Genomic DNA, 17,835 nt, shown 5'->3' with positions numbered 1-17,835 from the left:
TATGCGAGCGACAGTAGCGTTGGACGATGCACTCGTTGCGGAGGCCCAGGAATACAGCGGCGTTACCGAACGATCAGCCCTGCTGCGTGAGGCATTGAAGGCATTGATTCATCTCGAAGCCTCGCGACGTCTGGCTGCAGTCGGCGGAAGCGAACCGGATCTGGAAGATATCAAGCGGCTGCGAGTCTCTCTCTGATCCACATATGATCCTCGCTGACACTTCCGTCTGGGTGGACCATCTCCGTCAGGGAGATCCCCGGATGTCCGTCTTTCTCACCCAGGGCCAGATCGCAATGCATCCCTACATCGTTGCGGAGATCGCTTTGGGGTCACTCCGCAACCGGCATCAGCGGCTTGCGCAGTTGGATGCTTTACTTTCAGTTACAGTCGCGTCGGTCGCTGTCGTCCGTCATATGATCGAGGCGCACTCACTCTTTTCGAGAGGCATCGGCCTCACCGACGCACACCTGTTAGCATCATGCCTTCTCACCCCTGGAACGCTCTTGTGGACACGTGACAGCCGTCTCGAAAAAATTGCGGCTGACCTGGGCGTGAGTTCCAACTTACCGTGAGGCTAGCTTGAAGAGGCTGGTCAACCTCGCGCGTTCGCAACGACACCAGCGTCAACTGTTTCGACGCACCACGATAGGCCGCGGACAAATGCTGACCGCTGGGTCATTCCGGCTGCTGTAGCATCCAATCTAAGAGATGGTTATTGTTGTCCTCTTGCGCGCGACGGCAGGAAGGTGACGGGGTTGTTCCAATGAAATTGCAATCTCAGAACGAAACGGAAGCTGGGCGGAAGATCGAACTGACAGCTGCGCAGCGTCTCGCCATCTTCAAAGCGCTGGGAGATCCGCGGCGCATGGAGATCGTGGAGCGGCTGGGACAATGCGTCTGCGGGCAGCCTGCTGCGTGTTCCGATATGCGCGAATCTCTGCCCATCAGCGCAGCGACACTGTCGCATCACTTGAAGGAACTCGAAACTGCCGGGCTGATCCACATCGAACGCGAAGGCAAATATGCCAAGCTGAGCCTCCGCCGCGACGTGTGGAGCGCCTTCCTCGCAGACCTGAATAACCTCTAATCCAAAATCGCCAAGAATAATTCTTTGGCGCTGTTGAATCTTCTTCGACTCGCGCGACATCAATTAGACGGTTATCGAAATGTCGAACGGTTGAGCAAGTGATAAACCCCGGCGGATTTCGATACAAGGAGATGTGTGATGAGCAAACTGAATGGCAAAGTGGCGTTGGTAACGGGCGCTTCCAAGGGTATTGGCGCGTCGATCGCGAAGGAACTGGCCGCTAATGGCGCGTCGGTTGCGGTGAACTATTCGACCAGCGCCGAGGGCGCAAACAAGGTTGTCAATGAAATCACGGCGGCCGGCGGCAAGGCATTTGCGGTTCAGGCTAACGTGGGCGAACCGGAGAGTATTCCCGGCCTGATTGACGCAGTGGTGAAGAAGTACGGCCCCATCGACGTGCTGGTCAACAACGCCGGCATCTATGAGTTTGGGGCGATCGATAGCGTTACGCCGGAGCACTTTCACAAGCAGTTTAACGTCAACGTGCTGGGCCTGTTGCTGACCACCAAGGCAGCGATTGCGCAGTTTTCCCCCAAAGGCGGCAGCGTGATCAACATCGGTTCGGTGGCGGCTGGCGGCGTACCCTCTTTCTCGGTGTATAGCGCCACCAAGGGCGCCGTGGACACGATCACTAAATCGCTTGCGGCGGAACTCGGAGCCAAGGGAATTCGCGTCAACTCGCTGAATCCCGGATTGGTTGAGACCGAAGGCACACATACGGCTGGCGTTGTCGGCAGCGACTTCCACAAGGAACAGATCGTGCGTACACCGCTCGGCCGCATCGGGCAACCGAAGGACATCGCGGATATCGCAGTCTTTCTGGCTTCGGACGACTCCGGTTGGGTAACCGGGCAGACAATCCATGCATCCGGCGGTTCGCGACTGTAAGACCTGGCTGTGGATGAACAAAAACGCCCTGTATCGCCTGCATTGTCTTGAGCGGTACAGGGCGTTTCGCGTTCAGCTGCGCTTTTCCGATGCCAGCAGTTGGCGTTTGCGTTCAACCCCCCAACGGTACCCGGTGAGAGAGCCACTCGCGCCGACGACGCGGTGGCACGGGACGAGAACAGAAACGCGATTCAACGCGCAGGCGCGAGCCACGGCACGCGTAGAACGGGGAATGCCCATCTCCGCGGCGAGTTGGCTGTAGGTGCGGGTCTCGCCAGCGGGGATCTCTTGAAGCGCTTTCCATACGCGGAGCTGGAACGCAGTGCCGCGCAGATCGAGCGGCAGCGTCGTCTGCTTGCCGGAGTTGCCGTAGATGTTCTGCAGGATTCCATCGACCGACTTCTGCAGCGCAGGATCGGCATGAAGCTCGGCAGCGGGGAACTCCTCGCGCAGGCTGGCCTCGGCTGCTTCGGCGGACTCAGCAAGCGCCAGCCAGCAGATGCCGCGCTCCGTCCCGCCAACGATGATCCAGCCCAGTTCAGGCGAAACCGAACTCTCGGCAACAGCAAAGCCGATCTTCTCACCGCGTCCGCCAGCGAGAAACTTGCCGGGGGTCATGCCCAAAGGACTGCTTTCGTAAGCCCGGCTGCTGGAGCCGTACCCTGCTTCATAAATAGCAGTCGTCACCTTCGATTCTCCTTCGGGCTGGCTGCGCAACTGTCCGCGAAACCCGTTAGCGCGGATGGCGCGCTGATATGCGGCCGGGCTGACAGACATACCTTCCGTAAAGAGCCGCTGCGCAGTAAAAGGGCTCCTGCCGATCAGCTTACCCAGCTCGGCCAGCCGTACAGGCCGGTCGATGCGCGCCTCAAGATAAGCGCACATGCGAGCAACAGCGTCCTGCGGCTTCGGCTCGTCAGGGTGGCAGCGCTGGCAGGCGCGAAATCCTGCCGCTCGGGCCTCTGCGGGATTCGCGAAAAAGCGAGTGTTTTCGCGCAACGGGCGACGGCTCTTGCAATCCGGCCTGCAGTAGACGCCGGTGGTCGCGACTCCGTAGAAAAACGCAGCTTTCGGGTCGCGAGCGAGCAGCTGCTGCCAGGCTTGTTCTTCGGCGTTTTGTTGAGGCAGAGTGGCGAGTTCGGTGGTCATCATGGATACCATCCTGCGCCAATACCGCGCCCGTCAACTATCCGCATCTTGCCAGCAATTCGCTTTGTACGGATTTGTTCTACGAGAATTGTTCCACGCTTGTTCGACAGCCGTTCAGGAAGGGTAAATCCCCATTCGCTGTAATGAGGCACAAAACGCATAATTCCAACGCAACTGCAAGTGACACAAAAGAAATGACTTCCAACAAAGCCATTTCGGGCCTTTTCCGTTCGCCGAGAAATGCTCCGCGTGGAACAATTTTGGTTTTCCGGCTGCTTGAGCTGAGGGAGTGTTCCACGTGGAACCTTCCCTCAGCGACGTAAGCTAGGCGTCGAGCTTTTTTGCGACAAGCTCATTCAGTAGCGCCGGGTTGGCCTGGCCCTTGGAGGCGCGCATGACCTGCCCGACGAAGAATCCGGCGACGGTCTTTTTGCCGCCTTCGTACTGCGCGACCTGGGCCGGATTGGCGGCGATGACCTGATCGATCAGCGCTTCGATGGCGCTGACGTCGGTGATCTGCTGCGGCTTTTCGCGCTCGTAAACGGCTGGGAAGTCCTCGCCGTTTTCGAAGCAGACGTCGAAAAGCTGCTTGAGCTGCTTGGAGCTGATCTTGTTTTCTTCGAGTAGGTCGGCGGCCTGCACGATTCCGGGCAGACTGATGGGCGACTGTTCGAGCTCAAGACCGGCGGCTTTGAGGCGTCCACCGAGTTCGGAAAGCAGCAGATTCGCGACGCGGCGCGGGCTCTTTGCCGTGCGTGCGACGGCTTCAAAGCGGTCGGCGAACTCGCGCGTCGCGGTAAGCGTTTCGGCGTCCTGCTGGGTCAGGTCATATTCGCCAATCATTCGCCTGCGGCGTGCCTCCGGCAGCTCCGGCATGGTGGCGGAGATCTCGGCCAGCCACTCGGGCGAGACGATCAGCGGCGGCAGGTCAGGCTCAGGAAAGTATCGGTAATCGTGCGCCTGCTCTTTCGAGCGCATGGGGAAGGTGCGGCCTTCGGCCTGGTTCCAGAGGCGCGTTTCCTGCTTGATGATGCCGCCGGCTTCGACGACTTCGATCTGGCGCTCGATCTCATATTCCAGCGCCGACCGGATGTAGCGGAAGCTGTTGACGTTTTTGACTTCCACCTTGGTGCCGAACTTCTTGGCTCCGCGCGGCATGATGCTCACGTTGGCGTCGCAGCGCAGCGAGCCCTCTTCCATGTTCACGTCAGAGACCCCGGCGAAGAGCAGGATCTCTTTGAGCTTGGTGAGGTACTCGTAGGCTTCGTCCGGGGTGCGCATGTCGGGCTCGGAGACGATTTCGACCAGCGGGGTGCCGGCGCGATTCAGGTCGACGTAAGTGCGCGTCGCCGAATCAGCAAAGCCGTCATGAATGCTCTTGCCGGCGTCGTCTTCGAGATGCGCGCGGGTGACACCGATGCGCTTGGTTCCATCGGGTGTCGAGATGTCGATGTAGCCGTTTTCGCAGATCGGCTTGTCGAATTGCGAGATCTGGTAGCCCTTGGGTGAATCGGGGTAGAAGTAATTTTTGCGCGCGAAGATGCTGCGCTCGTTCACGGTGCAGTTCAGGGCCAGACCGGTCAACGCCGCCAGTTCCACGGCCTTCCGGTTCAGAACGGGCAGGGCGCCGGGCAGGGCTAGGCAGACCGGGCAGACGTTGGTGTTGGGGGCGGAGCCGTACTGGTTCGCGCAGCCGCAGAAGGCCTTGGTGGCGGTGAGGAGTTGCACGTGGACTTCGAGGCCGATGACGACTTCGTATTTGGCCAGAATTGCCGGGCTCAGGGCTGCGGTGGCGCTCATGATTGTTTCAGTTTATATCGTGGCGCGGTGGGCGGCGGTGGCTGGGGGAAAAGCAGATTCCCTTCGGGAATGACAACCAAAGGGGAATGACAACTAAGGGAATGACAAACAAAGGGAACGTTGAGGACGAAGCGTTTACGGCGTTGGGTCGTCGGCGGTGAAGGGGGAGCAGCAGGGCTTGTCGGTGGCGTGGAAGTTCATCAACTCCAGGCGGATGCCGTCGGGGTCGTAGAGGTTGAACTGGTATTTGCCGTCTTTGCCGATCTGGGTGTGCTGGTCGGTGTGGATTTTTTCGCCGGGGGCGGGGAGGCGGTTTTCGGCCTGGAGCTGCTTGTAGCTTTCGGGCACCGAGACGACGCCGATCGACAGGTGGTCGAGGACGCCCAGCGCCTGTTGGCTCATGCCTGCTGGAATTCCAGTGCCGGACATGTCGAGCTTGCCGCTGGCGAGCATGTATTCGAGCCAGTCGTGGCTTTCGGGGGCCTGCTGCGAGACCCAGTCGATTTTGCCTTCCTGCATGCCGCCGAACCAGTAGGGGCGGAAGCCGAGCAGGTCTCTGTAGAACTTGTCTTCGACCTCGCGTGAGTGGACGAGGAAGCCTACGTGGATGACATGCTTGCCGATGACGTGCGGGGCGTTGGGGGCCTTAGCGTTCGCCGACGGCTGTACAAATTCGACGATGTTGCCTTCGGGATCCGAGACGCGGAAGGACTGGCTGCCGTCGCTGTTGTGGGTGACTTTCGCCGGGGTCTTCCAGCCTTTGTCGGCGAGGTAGAGGCGCATGCCTTCTGCGCTTTCGGTGTTCCAGCCGGTGTGGTCCAGGCGGTTTACGCCTGCGTTGGCGGGCAGTGGGAGGACTTCAACGAATTGCGTTGCGTTAATGGCGTAGCGGACGCCGGCTTTGTTTTCAGGATCGGGCTGTTTGGCGGCGCCGATGATGTCGACGTAGTAGTGTTCGGTGGCTTTTGGATCGGTTGTGTACGAGGCGAGGTGCGAGATGCCCGTGATCTTTGGGCGCGGGTGAGAGGCGGCTTGCGCGACAACGTGGAAAGCCAACGTGGAACCAACGAGTATGAGTGACGCTGCGAACTTCAGATGCATGGAATTCCTCTCAGGCGATGCGACAACACGATAGGCCCTTGGGCGGGTTGCACGCAAACTGTTTCGCGTGAAGTAAAAGCCTTTAGCGGTGTTGTAGCGTTCGGGCTTACGGGTGATCTCGTACAATCGCGGAATGTTGATTTCTCTTTCCCGTTCCTTTGCCATGCTGGCGCTGGCTGGCATGGCCTTTGCTACCGCGCCGGCTCAGACAGTTACGCCTCTCTCGGATGCTGACCACAAAGAGGCTGTTGCGATCTTCAAGCAGTTGATTGAGATCAACACGACGGATACGCCGCTGGGCAACGTGACCAACGGGACTGCGGCGATGCAGAAGCGCTTTCTGGATGCGGGTTTTCCGGCTGCCGATGTGCAGTTGCTGGGGCCGGATGAGCGGAAGAAGAATCTTGTGGTGCGCATTCATGGGACGGGGAATGCTAAGCCTATTTTGTTCCTTTGCCACATGGATGTTGTCGAGGCGCTGCCTAAGGATTGGCATACCGATCCGTTCCAGTTTGTGGAGAAGGATGGGTATTACTACGGGCGCGGCACGCAGGATATGAAGGAGTCGGACGCTTCGCTGGTGGCGGCGTTTCTGCATCTGCATCGCGATGGGTACAAGCCTGCGCGGGACCTGATTCTGGCGCTGACGGCGGATGAGGAAAGCGGCGCGTTCAACGGTGCTTCATGGCTGGTGGAGAATCATCGCGAACTGGTGGATGCGGCGTATGTGATCAATCCTGATTCCGGTGGCGTGGAGCTTGAGAACGGCAAGCCTGTGGTGGCCGATGTGGAGGCTACGGAGAAGATCTATGCCGACTTCCAGGTGACGGCGCTGAACCCGGGCGGGCATAGCTCGCGGCCTCGCGCGGACAATGCGATCTATGAGTTGACGACGGCGTTGAACAAGCTGGCTGCTTACAGCTTTCCGTTTGAGTTGAACGGTGTGACGCGGGCTTACTTTGAGGCTTTCGCGAAGCAGAAGTCGGGGCAGACGGCGGCTGATCTTCGCGCGATATTGGCGACGCCGCCGGACACGGCTGCTGCGGCGCGGTTGTCGGCTGATCCGGACTTCAATTCGAGCTTCCGGACCACATGTGTAGCGACGCGGCTGGCTGCGGGACATGCTCCGAATGCGCTGGCGCAGACGGCGCAGGCGAATGTGAATTGCCGTATCTTTCCGGGGCATTCGCCGGAGCAGATTCGCAAGGAGCTGATGCAGGTGTTTGGCGATGCGAAGCTGGTGGTGAAGTATGTTTCGGATGCGGGAGTGGTGGCCGATGTGGCTCCGGAGAGGAAGGCGATTGTGCCGCCTCCGCCGCTGCCTGAGGTCTTCGATCCGCTCACAAAATTAGTGAACCAGATATGGCCGGGTACGCCTGTCACGCCGGTGATGGAGAATGGCGCTTCTGACTCGATCTACTTTGCGCAGGCGGGCATTCCTACGTATGGGTTTTCGGGGGTGGCGCTGGAGCGGGATGATGATCGCGCGCATGGGCAGGATGAGCGGCTGCCGGTGGATTCGTATACGAAGGCGGTTGAGTTTATGTATGCGTATGTTAGGGCGCTGGGTGGGAAGTGAGTTGGCCAGTAACAACGCCAGTCCCTTCTGAGCACTCTTCAATCACCGAAGCCCTTGATGAGAGCCGCGGTAATCTCGCTCTCCCAATTCTCATTGCCTACAGCAATGGCAATCCAATCCGAGCAATCCTGTTCAAAGTCGGATGAAGGGTAAGCGTTCAACTCGAAATAGCAAACAGCTTCGGAAATGGGTTCATCTGCGTGCCAGGTTGTGCATACTAAGTTCTCATCCGTCTCATCAGGATCTCGCTCCCAATCAAATAGGTCGTGAACTCTTGAGCAATCAGGTCCCCACACAGAAAATCCTGCCAGCCCTCGTGACATAAGAGCCTTGGCGCTCGCACTGATTCGTTCATCTTCGAGTAATGAAGCATCGACAGCTAGTAAGAGAATGAAATGAGCAGAGCATCTTTCCAGACTTGCAGGTACATCCTCCAGGGAAGGAACAGTACCTACTTTGTATCTGCGGTCTGGGCTTCGTTTGATTTCGAGAGTCTTAAGGCTTGTGCTCACGTTTTACCTGCATCGACGACTGCATTTATTAGTAGATGCAAGCCGCAAATTAGTAAATCTGATCTTCTGAACTCGCGTCTCCCTAGGCCCTTTCTTGCAGGAGCGAGGGCGCTTAGTGCGCCTCGAGCTCTTGCTTGGCTTCTGCGAAGCACTTGACTGCGAACTCTAGCTCATGGCGGGGGGCGCTGGAGCGAGATGCTTGCCGGGGGCATGGGCAGGATGAGCGGCTGCCGGTGGATTCTTATACGAAGGCGGTTGAGTTTATGTATGCGTATGTGAGGCGCCGGGTGGGAAGTGATTGGAAGGGACATAGTCTTGTTTTGAAGAGGACAAGTTTCGGGATGACATAGAGTTCCGAAAGCTTGGCTTTAGTTTAATAAAGCGTTACTCCAGAGTTGTCGGAGACTCTGGAGTAATACGGTAGCGACCGCTGTGGTGCATGTCTGGGACAATGTGCCGAAAAATATAGATTAACTTCATCCAGCCACTGGTCTCAACCAAGATCAGCACACCCCACAAATCGCTGTGTTCACCTCTGTAGCGGGCCTTCCAATGCAGAATGACAATCACATAGACGTAAATGAAGGCGGGAACAATCAACAACAGCGCCATGATGACAGCAAAGGTCTGAATGAAATCGGCCATAAACGTGGCTAAGGCAATGAAGGGTAGACCTGCGAGTGCAAGCCATCCAAAGAAGCGAATACGCTGAAATCTTCTTTCCCAAGGGTCGATCATGTTCAATGATGATCAACGATTTGCCCCTAAGTTGTCATATACCGCAATGGGTGTGTAGGTAGTGGGAACTCTGAGCACATCGTGAGGTGCTTAGTGCGCCTCTATCTCTTTCTTGGCTTCTGCGAAGCACTTGACTGCGAACTCCAGCTCGTGGCGGCTGTGGGCTGCGGAGATTTGCGTGCGGATGCGGGCTTTGCCCATGGGGACTACGGGGTACGAGAAGGCTACGACGTAGATGCCCTTGGTGAGCAGCAACTCTGCCATGCGGGCGGCTACGGCTGCGTCGCCGAACATGACGGGGACGATGGGGTGTTCGCCGGGCAGGATGGTGAAGCCGTTTTCGGTCATGGCTTGGCGGAAGTATTCGGTGTTGGCGCGGAGGTGTTCGCGCAGCTGGGTGGACTGGCTGACGAGTTCGAGGACTTTGAGCGACGCGGCTACGATGGGCGGCGCTACGGAGTTTGAGAAGAGGTAGGGGCGCGAGCGCTGGCGGAGCAGTTGGATGATCTCTTTGCGGCCGCTGGTGTAGCCGCCGCTGGCGCCGCCGAGGGCTTTGCCGAGGGTGCCGGTGAGGATGTCGATGCGGCCTTCGACGCCGCAGTATTCCGGTGTGCCGCGGCCGTTTTCGCCGACGAAGCCTACGGCGTGGGAGTCGTCGACCATGACGAGCGCGCCGTACTTGTCGGCGAGGTCGCAGATCTGCTGGAGTTTGGCGATGTAGCCGTCCATGGAGAAGACGCCGTCGGTGGCGATGAGGCGATGGCGCGCGCCGGCGGACTCTTTCAGCCTGGCTTCGAGGTCGTCCATGTCGCCGTTTTTGTAGCGGTACTTGGTGGCTTTGCAGAGGCGGATGCCGTCGATGATGCTGGCGTGGTTGAGCTCGTCGGAGATGATGGCGTCGCTGGCGTCGAGGAGGGTTTCGAAGAGGCCGCCGTTGGCGTCAAAGCAGGAGCCGTAGAGGATGGTGTCGTCGGTGCCGAGGAAGGTGCTGAGCTGGTCTTCGAGCTGCTTGTGGATGGACTGCGTGCCGCAGATGAAGCGCACGCTGGCGAGGCCGTAGCCCCAGTCATCGAGCGCGCTGTGTGCGGCGGCGACGATGTCGGGGTGGTTGGCTAGGCCGAGGTAGTTGTTGGCGCAGAGGTTGAGGACGGTGGTGTCGCCGACGGGGATTTCGGCCTGCTGCGGGCCTACGATGATGCGTTCGCGCTTGAAGAGGCCGGCGGTTTCGATCTCGGTGATTTTGGTTTGCAGATGCTCGCGGAAAGTGCCGTACATGATGGCTCCTGGGGAAGCGAGTGATTAGTGGTTAGTGGTTGAAAGGCAAAAGCAGATTCCCTGCGGGAATGACAACCAGAAAAGCAAGGACAAAGACAAAAGCAAAAGCAGATCCTTCACTGCGTTCAGGATGACAATGCAGTGTGGTTACAGCGTGGTGAGGTCGAGTACGACTTTGCCGGTCTGGCCGGAGATCATGGCGTCAAAGCCATGCTGGAAGTCGGCGAAGGCGTATCGGTGCGTAATGACTGGAGAAATGTCGAGTCCGCTTTCGATCATGACGGACATCTTGTACCAGGTGTCATACATCTCGCGGCCGTAGATGCCCTTGATGGTGATCATGTTGAAGATGACCTGGCGCCAGTCCATGGGCATCTCTTTGGCGGGGATGCCGAGGATGGCGATTTTGCCGCCGTGGCTCATGTTGGCGATCATGTCTTTGAGCGCGATGGGGTTGCCGGACATCTCGAGGCCGACGTCGAATCCCTCTGCCATGCCTAGCTGCTTCTGCACTTCGGGCAGCGTGGTTTCGGCGGGATCGATGGCGAGGGTTGCGCCCATCTTGCGGGCGAGGTCGAGGCGGTAGGGGTTCATGTCGGTGATGACGACGTGGCGCGCGCCTGCGTGCTTGACGACGGGGATGGCCATGATGCCGATGGGGCCTGCGCCGGTGATGAGCACGTCTTCGCCGAGGACGGGGAAGGAGAGGGCGGTGTGGACGGCGTTGCCGAAGGGATCGAAGATGGCTGCGACTTCCTGGTCGACGCCGGCGTGATGGCGCCAGATGTTGGTCATGGGCAGGGAGATGTATTCGGCGAAGGCCCCGGCGCGGTTGACGCCTACGCCCTGGGTGTTGGCGCAGAGGTGGCGGCGGCCTGCCATGCAGTTGCGACAGCGACCGCAGGTGACGTGGCCTTCGCCGCTGACGATGTCGCCGGGGAAGAAATCGTTGACGTTGGAGCCGACGGCGACGACTTCGCCAACGAACTCGTGGCCGATGGCCATGGGGACCTTGATGGTCTTCTGTGCCCAGTCGTCCCACTGGTAGATATGCACGTCGGTGCCGCAGATGCCGGCGTAGCGGACGCGGATGAGCACATCGTTGATGCCGATCGAGGGCTCCGGGATATCTTCGAGCCACAGGCCCTGGGTGGCCTGGCTCTTTACTAATGCTTTCATTGACTTCCTCCGCGAGCTAACTCGACGACCTACTCATATTGCATGACAACTCTTCACTTTAAGACATCCGGCTCACTGCGTCGAATTCGCCGGTTTCATTGGAGATTGATGGGTGAGATGGAGCGCGCTGGTAAACTAGGAAGAATATGATCCTGCCGTTTGTCCGCGAAATCTTTGCGGAGCTGGAGCAGTCCGTCGCTTTTGACCGCGTTCGCAGGCACCTTGGCCTTGCCAGGGGGCGCAGGCGTGTGTCTGGACTGACTTCGACGGCACGGGCCTTGTATATTCCGCTGTTTGCCAAGGCCGCGAAAGAGCCGGTCGTTGTGGTGGTGCCGGACAACAAGGCTGCGGAGGCGCTGGAGCTGGCGCTGAAGGCGGGCTGTGAGCTTACGGGGGCGATTGATCCCAAGCGGGTGCTTCGGCTGCCGGCGCATGATGTGCTGCCGTTTGAGAATCTTTCGCCGCATCCGGACATCCAGGAGCAGCGGGCTGCTGTGCTTTGGAAGTTCGTTACGGGCGCGGCTTCAATTGTGATTACGCCGGTGGAGTCGCTGGCGCTGCGGTTGTTTCAGCGGAGCTACTATACGGGGCTTGCGCTGAAGCTCGATCGCGGCGAAGAGGTCGATATTGGGATGTTGATCGATCATCTTTCGAGCGTTGGGTATGAGCAGGTGGATCTGGTGGAGATGCCGGGACAGTTTGCCCGGCGTGGCGGGATTCTGGATATCTATTCGCCGGAGGCTGACCGGCCGATCCGCGTGGATTTCTTTGGCGACGAGATTGAGTCGATTCGCAAGTTCGATCCGGAGACGCAGCGGTCTTCGACGGCGATTGATGAGGCCCTGCTGCTGCCGCTCGCTGAGATACCGGCGAACGAGAAGCTACTGGCTGCTGTGCATGCGAGGTTGAGCAAGCAGCGTATCGCTGGCGAAGATGAGGATGCAGAAGAAGACTCGTTTGCTGACCTTGCGACTTCGCAGGGCGTGACGATCTTTCCTGGGTGGGAGTTCTTTGCTGCGGTGGCTGGGGCGGACACGCATCTGTTGAAGTTGCTGCCGCGTTGTTCGCTGTTTGTGGAAGAGCCGGCGATGGTGCGCAACCAGATCGATCGCTGGTGGAACAAGGTGCAGCAGCGGCATGACCGATCGGGGATCGGGTCGCTGATCCTTCCGGAGGATGTGTATGTCCGGCCTGAGATTTTGCAGGCGATGCTGGGTACGCATCCGGGGCTTGATCTCGATCAGCTTGGTGCTGTTGATGTGCTGGAAGACGATACGACGCTGGGTGAGATTGAGTTTGCTACGCGTCCTACGCTGCGTTTTCATGGATCGATACCGGCGTTTATTGAGCAGGTGCGCAATCTTGTCGCGCAGGAGCAGCGCATTCTGCTGGCCGCGCCGAACCAGCCTGAGGTGGAGCGGCTGGCGACGGTGCTGCGTGAGTATCAGCTCTCGTATCGACTGGGCAGCCGCAATCCGCACGTGGGCAGTGAGAATCTCTATGACGAGACGAGCCACTTAGCTGGCGATATGCGCGTGCCGGTCATTGTGCGGGCGCAGATTGCTGCGGGTGTGAGTATCCCAGAGCAGAACTTCATGCTGTTTGGGGCGAACGATCTTTCCGACGAGGCGGATGTTGCTGCTCGTCTTGAGCCACGCAAGTCGAAGACGGCTGCGTTTGTTTCGGATTTTCGCGATCTTACGATTGGCGATTATGTCGTGCATGTGGAGCATGGCATTGGACGTTATGTTGGGCTGAAGGAGATTGAGCAGGACGGCATCAAGGTTGAGTTCATGGTGCTGGAGTTTGCGGACCAGGCGCGGCTGTACGTGCCCCTGACGCGGCTCGATCTGATTCAGAAATATCGCTCGACCGATGCCGGGCCGCAGCCGGTGTTGAACAAGCTCGGCTCGCAGCAGTGGACCAAGACGCGGGCTCGTGTGAAGAAGGCCATGGCGGACATGGCCGATGAGTTGCTGAAGTTGTATGCGGAGCGGCAGGCGGCAAAGGGGCACTCGTTCGGTGTGGATAACGAGTTTCAACTGGAGTTTGAAGAGGCTTTCGATTATACGGAGACCGATGACCAGTTGAATGCTGTTGCGGACATTAAGCGGGACATGGAATCCGAGCGTCCGATGGACCGGCTGCTGTGCGGCGATGTGGGCTACGGCAAGACGGAAGTGGCCATGCGCGCTGCGTTCAAGGCGGTGCAGGATGGCAAGCAGGTAGCGGTGCTTACGCCTACAACGATCCTCGCGTTTCAGCATTACGAGACGTTCAAGAAACGCTTTGCGCAGTTCCCGATCAATGTCGAAATGATCTCGCGTTTCCGCACTGCGAAAGAGCAGAAGGTTATTCTCGAACGCACGGAGAATGGCAAGGTTGACATTCTCATCGGCACGCACCGATTGCTCTCGCAGGACATCAAGTTTCAGGATCTTGGGCTGCTGATTGTGGATGAAGAGCAGCGCTTTGGCGTGAAGCACAAGGAGCGGCTGAAGCAGATGCGGCGCGCTATCGATGTGCTGGCGATGAGTGCTACGCCGATTCCGCGAACGCTGCATATGTCCCTTGTGGGCCTGCGCGATATGAGCGTGATCGAGACGCCGCCGAAGGATCGCATGGCGATTCAGACTGTGGTTGCGAAGTTCGATGAAAAGCTGGTGCGGTCAGCAATCGAGCTGGAGATGGAGCGCGGTGGACAGGTGTACTTTGTTCACAATCGCGTGGAGAGCATCTACGAGTTGGCTGCGAAGATTCATGAGCTGGTGCCTGCTGCGCGCGTGACGGTTGGCCATGGGCAGATGAGCGAAGGCGAGCTCGAGAAGGTGATGCTGGCCTTTGTGCATGGGGAGTATGACGTTCTTGTTGCGACTTCGATCATCGAGAATGGGCTGGATATTTCGCGGGCGAATACGATGATCATCAATCGCGCTGACCGGCATGGGTTGAGCGAGCTATACCAGTTGCGCGGGCGCGTGGGCCGGTCGAATCGACGGGCTTATGCGTATCTGCTGATTCCGCCGGAGCAGGAGTTGACCGACATTGCACGACGAAGGCTTGCGGCTCTGAAGGAGTTCAGCGACCTGGGTGCGGGCTTCAAGATAGCTGCCCTGGATCTTGAGTTGCGCGGGGCTGGCAACATGCTGGGTGGGCAGCAGAGCGGGCATATTGAGGCTGTGGGCTTTGAGATGTATACGTCGATGCTGGAGCAGGCGGTGAAGGAATTGAAGGGCGAGGGCGAGGATGAGCGCGCTGCCACGCAACTCAACCTTGGTATTGCGCTGCGCATTGAAGAGAACTATGTGCCGGAAGAGAATCAGCGTCTGCGGCTGTACAAGAAGATTGCAGGGGCGGCGACGGACGAGGCTCTTGCGGATGTTCGCGCGGAGCTGCAGGATCGCTATGGTGCGCTGCCGGATCACACGTTACACTTGCTGGCGGCGGCGAGTTTGCGCATTGCATGTGAGCGTGTTGGCGTGGCGCAGATGGATCGCAAGCGCGATCTGCTTCATTTGCGATTTACGGAGAAGGCTGCTGTTGATCCGGATAAGCTGATGCGGCTTGTTGCGCGCAATGCTCGCAAGGGCGCGCAGTTCACGCCGCAGGGGATTTTGAAATTCCCGCTGCAGGCGCTGAGCGCGAACAATCCTATGCAGATGATGGCTGAGGCGAAGACGCTGCTTGAGGCTATTCAGTTGGAAGCTGTACCCGCGTAATTCAAAATTTGATTGAGAAGAGAATCATGAAAACAGCGATCGTACTTGGAGTTTTGGGAGTTTCACTGGCGTCGGCCAACTTAGCGCTTGCCGACGCAGCATCCTCGAAGCAGGCGTTTGTTGCGGCATCCGATGCGTATTTCGACACGGTGTATTTTCCGTATCAGCCGAGTGCCGGGACGCAGGCGGGGTATCACCAGTACGATGCGCAGCTGGAGAATTCGTCGCGCAAGAATATTGATGCTGAGGTGAAGGCGCTGCATGGGTTTGAGAAGCGCATCGAGGCGATTTCGCCGGATGCTCTGGATCAAACGACGCGTGCCGATCGTGAACTTGTGCTGGGGAGCATTCGTTCGGAGCTCTTGAGCCTGGAAGTGATTCGTATGTGGGAGCGCAATCCGGATACGTATTCGGGCACGGTATCGGGTGCGGCTTTCAGCCTGATGGAGCGCAAGTTTGCTTCTCCGGATGAGCGGTTGAAGTCGTTGATTGCGCGCGAGAAACTGATGCCGCAGGCGTTTGTGGATGCGCGCGCGAATCTCAAGAGCCCCCCGAAGATTTATACAGAGATTGCGATTGAGCAGTTGCCGGGCATTGTCAGCTTCTTTGAGCATGATGTGCCGCTGGCGTTTGCGGATGCGCAGGATGCTTCGTTGAAGGCGGAGTTTGCTGCTTCGAACGCGGCTGTGATCAAGGCGTTGAACGAGTACCTGGCATGGCTTAAGAGCGACCTGCTGCCGCGTTCGAATGGCGACTTTCGCTTTGGCGCCGATACGTTTCGCAAGAAGCTGGCGTATGACGAGATGGTGGATACTCCGCTGGATCAGTTGTTGAAGATTGGCTACGCAGATCTGGCCAAGAACAAGGCTGAGTTCAATCGGATTGCGCATGAGCTGGAACCGAATAAAGAGCCGACTGCAGTGCTGGAAGAGCTGGGTGAAAATCATCCTGCGCCGGATCAACTGTTGCAGAGTTTTCGCGACACGTTTGACGGGCTGATCAAGTTCATTTACGAGAAGCATATCGTTACGATTCCTTCCGAGGTGCGGCCCATTCTCGAAGAAACGCCGCCATTCATGCGGGCTACGACGTTTGCTTCGATGGATACGCCGGGAGCGTTTGAGAAGCATGCGACGGAGGCTTACTTCAATGTGACGCTGCCTGATCCGAAGATGAGCCCGAAAGAAGTCGAGGGCTTCATGCATGCGTTCAATATCGGCACCGTGATCAGTACGGCGGTGCATGAGGCGTATCCGGGGCACTATGTGCAGTTCCTTTGGGTGCCTTCTGCGCCGAGCCGTGTGCGCAAGCTGCTGGGGGCGAGTTCGAATGCGGAGGGATGGGCGCACTACTGCGAGCAGATGATGCTGGATGAGGGATTTGGCCAGCCGGGTGCGGGCGCGAAGACGGAGCGGGAGGCGAAGTTCCTGCGGCTTGGGCAGCTGCAGGATGCGCTGCTGCGCGATTCGCGGTTTGTGGTTGGCATCCAGATGCATACCGGCAAGATGAGCTTTGACGAGGCGGTGGCCTTCTTTGAGAAGGAAGGGTATCAGTCGCATGAGACGGGGATGGTCGAGACCAAGCGCGGGACTGCGGATGCGACCTACCTTTACTACACGCTGGGCAAGCTGGAGATCCTGAAGCTGCGCGAGGATATGCGGAAGAAGCAGGGCGCGGCGTTTTCGCTGGAGCAATTCCACAATGAATTTCTGAAGCAGGGTTTTCCGCCGATCAAGATTGTGCGGCAGGCGATGCTTGGGGATGATTCTCCTACTCTGTGAAGTCCAGCGGCGGGGTGCGAACTTTAGTAATCAATTTGTTGCCAATCTCTAGTACGCTAATTTGACAGGCGGGACCGGGGTTCATTCCGCCGTCAATTTTTCGCCGAACAGGAAGGATTTCGATCGCATGAGCAAGAAAGTTCGCACGGCAGTATTTCCGGCAGGTGGACTGGGCACGCGCTTTTTGCCCGCAACGAAGGTAATTCCGAAAGAAATGCTGCCGCTGGTGGACAAGCCGATCATTCAGTACGGCGTGGAAGAGGCGATTGCTTCGGGGATTGAGCACATCATCTTCATCACCGGGCGCGGCAAGGGCGCGATGGAAGATCACTTCGACATCAGCTATGAGCTGGATGCGACGCTGGAGAAAAAGGGTAAGAAGGAGCTGCTGGAGATTTCGCGGAAGATTTCTTCGATGGCGCGGATTTCTTACGTTCGCCAGAAAGAGCCGCTGGGGTTGGGGCATGCTGTGCTTTGCGCCAAGCAGCTGGTCGGGGATGAGCCGTTTGCTGTGATTCTGGCGGATGATGTGATCGATGCCGAAACGCCTTGCCTGAAGCAAATGATGGATGTGTATGACGAGCGCCAGGGGTCGGTGCTGGCTACGATGACGATCGAGGGGCCGGGGATTAGCGCGTATGGCGTGCTGGCGGGGGCGCAGGATCCTGCGAATGAACGTATTTATGAGTGCAGCGGCATGGTGGAGAAGCCAAAGTTTGAGGATGCGCCTTCGAAGCAGGCGATTATCGGACGCTACGTTCTGACGCCGGCTGTCTTCTCACTGCTGGAGCAGACGGGGTTTGGCGCTGGCGGGGAGCTGCAGTTGACGGATGGCATTCTTGGGCTGCTGAAGACGGAGAAGGTGTATGGATTCACCTTTGAAGGGAAGCGGTTCGATGCTGGGGATAAATTCGGAATGCTGCAGGCTACGGTGGAGTTTGGGCTGAAGCGGCCGGAGTTTGGGGCCAAGTTCCGGGAGTATCTGAAGGGGCTGGCGCTTTAGAGGCCGGCCGAACAGCAGATTCCC

At 58.3% G+C, this 17,835-nt stretch carries 15 protein-coding genes; 8 read left to right on the top strand and 7 right to left on the bottom strand.

Annotation, left to right across the window (positions count from 1 at the left end):
• Window position 1 precedes the first annotated feature (1 nt).
• From AC5S27_RS20935 to AC5S27_RS20920, 4 genes are all read left to right on the top strand, one after another.
• The gene (locus AC5S27_RS20935; RefSeq protein ID WP_493936500.1) at window positions 2-196 is read left to right on the top strand and encodes a type II toxin-antitoxin system VapB family antitoxin; all 195 of its coding nucleotides are present in this window, start codon (window positions 2-4) and stop codon (window positions 194-196) included.
• A 7-nt stretch (window positions 197-203) separates the two neighbouring features.
• On the top strand, window positions 204-572 hold the full coding sequence (locus AC5S27_RS20930) for a type II toxin-antitoxin system VapC family toxin (protein WP_493936499.1): 369 nt from the start codon (window positions 204-206) through the stop codon (window positions 570-572).
• A gap of 191 nt (window positions 573-763) precedes the next feature.
• Window positions 764-1,087: an ArsR/SmtB family transcription factor gene (locus AC5S27_RS20925; RefSeq protein WP_493936498.1), complete on the top strand. Its 324-nt coding sequence runs from the start codon at window positions 764-766 to the stop codon at window positions 1,085-1,087.
• A 138-nt stretch (window positions 1,088-1,225) separates the two neighbouring features.
• Window positions 1,226-1,975: an SDR family NAD(P)-dependent oxidoreductase gene (locus tag AC5S27_RS20920; RefSeq protein WP_493936497.1), complete on the top strand. Its 750-nt coding sequence runs from the start codon at window positions 1,226-1,228 to the stop codon at window positions 1,973-1,975.
• 72 nt (window positions 1,976-2,047) lie between these two features.
• On the opposite strand, the gene AC5S27_RS20915 is transcribed toward AC5S27_RS20920, so the two are convergent.
• From AC5S27_RS20915 to AC5S27_RS20905, 3 genes are all read right to left on the bottom strand, one after another.
• Window positions 2,048-3,127, bottom strand: coding sequence for a bifunctional transcriptional activator/DNA repair enzyme AdaA (locus AC5S27_RS20915; RefSeq protein ID WP_493936496.1), 1,080 nt, complete (start codon window positions 3,125-3,127; stop codon window positions 2,048-2,050).
• Window positions 3,128-3,448: 321 nt separating this feature from the next.
• The gene (gene gatB, locus AC5S27_RS20910) at window positions 3,449-4,924 is read right to left on the bottom strand and encodes an Asp-tRNA(Asn)/Glu-tRNA(Gln) amidotransferase subunit GatB (RefSeq protein WP_493936495.1); all 1,476 of its coding nucleotides are present in this window, start codon (window positions 4,922-4,924) and stop codon (window positions 3,449-3,451) included.
• Window positions 4,925-5,059: 135 nt separating this feature from the next.
• Window positions 5,060-6,025, bottom strand: a complete 966-nt coding sequence (locus tag AC5S27_RS20905) for a VOC family protein (protein ID WP_493936494.1) — start codon at window positions 6,023-6,025, stop codon at window positions 5,060-5,062.
• Between the two features lie 133 nt (window positions 6,026-6,158).
• On the opposite strand from AC5S27_RS20905, the gene AC5S27_RS20900 reads away from it, so the two are divergent.
• Window positions 6,159-7,604: a M20/M25/M40 family metallo-hydrolase gene (locus AC5S27_RS20900; protein WP_493936493.1), complete on the top strand. Its 1,446-nt coding sequence runs from the start codon at window positions 6,159-6,161 to the stop codon at window positions 7,602-7,604.
• A gap of 38 nt (window positions 7,605-7,642) precedes the next feature.
• On the opposite strand, the gene AC5S27_RS20895 is transcribed toward AC5S27_RS20900, so the two are convergent.
• The 4 genes from AC5S27_RS20895 to tdh form a co-directional block, all read right to left on the bottom strand.
• Window positions 7,643-8,116, bottom strand: a complete 474-nt coding sequence (locus tag AC5S27_RS20895) for a DUF7684 family protein (protein WP_493936492.1) — start codon at window positions 8,114-8,116, stop codon at window positions 7,643-7,645.
• 384 nt (window positions 8,117-8,500) lie between these two features.
• On the bottom strand, window positions 8,501-8,854 hold the full coding sequence (locus AC5S27_RS20890; protein WP_493936491.1) for a hypothetical protein: 354 nt from the start codon (window positions 8,852-8,854) through the stop codon (window positions 8,501-8,503).
• Between the two features lie 90 nt (window positions 8,855-8,944).
• On the bottom strand, window positions 8,945-10,129 hold the full coding sequence (locus AC5S27_RS20885) for a glycine C-acetyltransferase (RefSeq protein WP_493936490.1): 1,185 nt from the start codon (window positions 10,127-10,129) through the stop codon (window positions 8,945-8,947).
• A gap of 147 nt (window positions 10,130-10,276) precedes the next feature.
• Window positions 10,277-11,308 carry an L-threonine 3-dehydrogenase gene (tdh, locus tag AC5S27_RS20880; protein ID WP_493936489.1) on the bottom strand — a complete coding sequence of 344 codons (1,032 nt, stop codon included), beginning with the start codon at window positions 11,306-11,308 and terminating at the stop codon, window positions 10,277-10,279.
• Between the two features lie 146 nt (window positions 11,309-11,454).
• On the opposite strand from tdh, the gene mfd reads away from it, so the two are divergent.
• The 3 genes from mfd (at window position 11,455) to galU (ending at window position 17,811) form a co-directional block, all read left to right on the top strand.
• The gene (gene mfd, locus AC5S27_RS20875; RefSeq protein ID WP_493936488.1) at window positions 11,455-15,027 is read left to right on the top strand and encodes a transcription-repair coupling factor; all 3,573 of its coding nucleotides are present in this window, start codon (window positions 11,455-11,457) and stop codon (window positions 15,025-15,027) included.
• Between the two features lie 26 nt (window positions 15,028-15,053).
• Window positions 15,054-16,808, top strand: a complete 1,755-nt coding sequence (locus AC5S27_RS20870; RefSeq protein ID WP_493936487.1) for a DUF885 domain-containing protein — start codon at window positions 15,054-15,056, stop codon at window positions 16,806-16,808.
• A gap of 127 nt (window positions 16,809-16,935) precedes the next feature.
• Window positions 16,936-17,811, top strand: a complete 876-nt coding sequence (galU, locus tag AC5S27_RS20865; protein WP_493936486.1) for a UTP--glucose-1-phosphate uridylyltransferase GalU — start codon at window positions 16,936-16,938, stop codon at window positions 17,809-17,811.
• The last annotated feature ends 24 nt before the right edge of the window (window positions 17,812-17,835 follow it).

It is taken from the genome of Acidicapsa borealis, assembly GCF_059115245.1.
This window is presented reverse-complemented; position numbering and strand designations above follow the sequence as displayed.

What these genes read in the sequence shown, in the direction of transcription:
- AC5S27_RS20925 (WP_493936498.1), top strand. Translation starts at nt 764, where the DNA reads ATGAAATTGCAATCTCAGAACGAAACGGAAGCTGGGCGGAAGATCGAA.
- AC5S27_RS20905 (WP_493936494.1), bottom strand. Translation starts at nt 6,025, where the DNA reads ATGCATCTGAAGTTCGCAGCGTCACTCATACTCGTTGGTTCCACGTTG.
- AC5S27_RS20915 (WP_493936496.1), bottom strand. Translation starts at nt 3,127, where the DNA reads ATGATGACCACCGAACTCGCCACTCTGCCTCAACAAAACGCCGAAGAA.
- tdh (WP_493936489.1), bottom strand. Translation starts at nt 11,308, where the DNA reads ATGAAAGCATTAGTAAAGAGCCAGGCCACCCAGGGCCTGTGGCTCGAA.
- gatB (WP_493936495.1), bottom strand. Translation starts at nt 4,924, where the DNA reads ATGAGCGCCACCGCAGCCCTGAGCCCGGCAATTCTGGCCAAATACGAA.
- AC5S27_RS20930 (WP_493936499.1), top strand. Translation starts at nt 204, where the DNA reads ATGATCCTCGCTGACACTTCCGTCTGGGTGGACCATCTCCGTCAGGGA.
- AC5S27_RS20920 (WP_493936497.1), top strand. Translation starts at nt 1,226, where the DNA reads ATGAGCAAACTGAATGGCAAAGTGGCGTTGGTAACGGGCGCTTCCAAG.
- AC5S27_RS20935 (WP_493936500.1), top strand. Translation starts at nt 2, where the DNA reads ATGCGAGCGACAGTAGCGTTGGACGATGCACTCGTTGCGGAGGCCCAG.
- AC5S27_RS20890 (WP_493936491.1), bottom strand. Translation starts at nt 8,854, where the DNA reads ATGATCGACCCTTGGGAAAGAAGATTTCAGCGTATTCGCTTCTTTGGA.
- AC5S27_RS20870 (WP_493936487.1), top strand. Translation starts at nt 15,054, where the DNA reads ATGAAAACAGCGATCGTACTTGGAGTTTTGGGAGTTTCACTGGCGTCG.
- galU (WP_493936486.1), top strand. Translation starts at nt 16,936, where the DNA reads ATGAGCAAGAAAGTTCGCACGGCAGTATTTCCGGCAGGTGGACTGGGC.
- AC5S27_RS20900 (WP_493936493.1), top strand. Translation starts at nt 6,159, where the DNA reads ATGTTGATTTCTCTTTCCCGTTCCTTTGCCATGCTGGCGCTGGCTGGC.
- AC5S27_RS20885 (WP_493936490.1), bottom strand. Translation starts at nt 10,129, where the DNA reads ATGTACGGCACTTTCCGCGAGCATCTGCAAACCAAAATCACCGAGATC.
- mfd (WP_493936488.1), top strand. Translation starts at nt 11,455, where the DNA reads ATGATCCTGCCGTTTGTCCGCGAAATCTTTGCGGAGCTGGAGCAGTCC.